The organism is Streptomyces phaeochromogenes (assembly GCF_001418655.1).
GTDB lineage: Bacteria > Actinomycetota > Actinomycetes > Streptomycetales > Streptomycetaceae > Streptomyces > Streptomyces phaeochromogenes.
Genome location: NZ_LIQZ01000645.1, coordinates 1 through 1,498, shown reverse-complemented (window position 1 = coordinate 1,498; position 1,498 = coordinate 1). Strand labels below are relative to the sequence as shown.

The following is a 1,498-nucleotide window of genomic DNA, read 5'->3' as shown; positions in this document are numbered from 1 at the left end:
GTGGGGGTGGTGGCGCTCACACGTTGCCTTTCGCCGGCCTCTTACAGGGGAACCTCGGTGCATGAGCGTACGAATTGCCCGTTACGCCTGTGTCACGTGACGTGATCGTGAGGAGTTACGCCCGGCACACAGCGGCCGTCGGCGAGATGTGAGGGGTTCCCAGGAGGGACGGTCCGCNNGGCAATCAGTGCGAGTCAGGTCGGGGGGAACCGGTGAACAGCCACGACGTCACCGATGAACAGTGGGAAGGACTCGCCCAGGTCGTACCGCTGCGTGGTCGCGACGCCTGGCCCTCGGCGGTCGGCCACCGGGCGATACCGGAGGCGGAGACCGAGGCGCGACGCCGTTTCGTGGTGCTCCGGGTCAGCATCTTCGCGGACGCCCGCGAGGTCGCCGAGACCCTGATGGCCGGTATCCCGGTCCTCCTGGACCTCACCAGCGCGGAGACGGACGTCGCCAAGCGCGTACTCGACTTCAGTACTGGTGTCGTCTTCGGCCTCGCGAGCGGGATGCACCGGGTCGACCGGAACGTGTTCCTGCTCACGCCGCCGGGAACCGAGGTGCGAGGGCTGATGGAGGGGGCGGGGATTCCCGGGGTGTGACGCGCGGGGCGTGATTCGGGGGTGTCGACCCTCGATCCGGTCCCCCGTTCGTAGGAAGGTTTCGCGGACGAAACGGTTCCGCCTGGTCGCGGAGCCCTACCGTCCGGATATGACCGCGTTATCTCCCGGGTCCCGCGCGCAGGCCGAGGTGCGTCCGGACCGGCCGAGCGTCGTCGAACTGCGGCTCACCGCGTTCGCCGCGCACCGCCGCGCCGGATTCCCGCTCGGACCGCTCAGCCTCTTCGCCGGCCCCAGTGGCAGCGGCAAATCCAGTGCCCTGCGGGCGTACGAGGCACTCGCCAGGCTCGGCGGCGGCGCAGAACTGGACGAGGTGTTCCCGGACCCGGTCGCGTGCGTGCCCGAGCGGGCCCGCCCAGACGCCCAGCGGCGGCGCGGCTTCCGCATCGGCTGCACGGCGGACGGCCCCGAAGGTCCCGTACGGCTCGACGTCGCCGTGCAGGCCGAGCCCGAACTGCGCATCGTGGGCGAGCGGTTGACGGCCGGCGGGCTGACCCTGCTGGAGACCGCCCTGCGTGACCCGGGCCGGCGTTCCGTGCAGGCGGCCTGGCACACGGCGGGCTCGTCCCCGGTGACCCGGGCGCCACTGCCCGACGACCGTCTCGGCACGCCGCTCCTGCCGCTCCGCGTCGCCGGGAAGACGGACGGCCAGCGCCAAGTCCTCGCCGCCGCCGAGCAGATGGTGGTCGCCCTGCGGTCGGTCTTCGCCTGCGACCCGCTGCCCCGCTCGATGCGCAGGGCGGTACCGCTCGGCGCGGGACGGCTGCTGCGCGGCTGCGGCAACCTCGCCGAAGTGCTGTGGCGTACGCGGTCGGAGTGCGGGCGCCGGCACGGGCTGCTGGTCGACGCGGTGCGCGCGGGCTGCGCGGGGCCGGTCC

2 protein-coding genes are annotated in these 1,498 nt (G+C 72.7%); both read left to right on the top strand.

Annotated features, from left to right (window positions below; translation table 11 throughout):
- Positions 1–212 precede the first annotated feature (212 nt).
- The gene (locus AOK17_RS47110; protein ID WP_055618766.1) at positions 213–602 is read left to right on the top strand and encodes a cell division protein SepF; all 390 of its coding nucleotides are present in this window, start codon (positions 213–215) and stop codon (positions 600–602) included.
- Positions 603–711: 109 nt separating this feature from the next.
- Positions 712–1,498: AAA family ATPase (locus AOK17_RS47105; RefSeq protein WP_483855199.1), on the top strand; the 787-nt coding region annotated here is incomplete at its 3' end.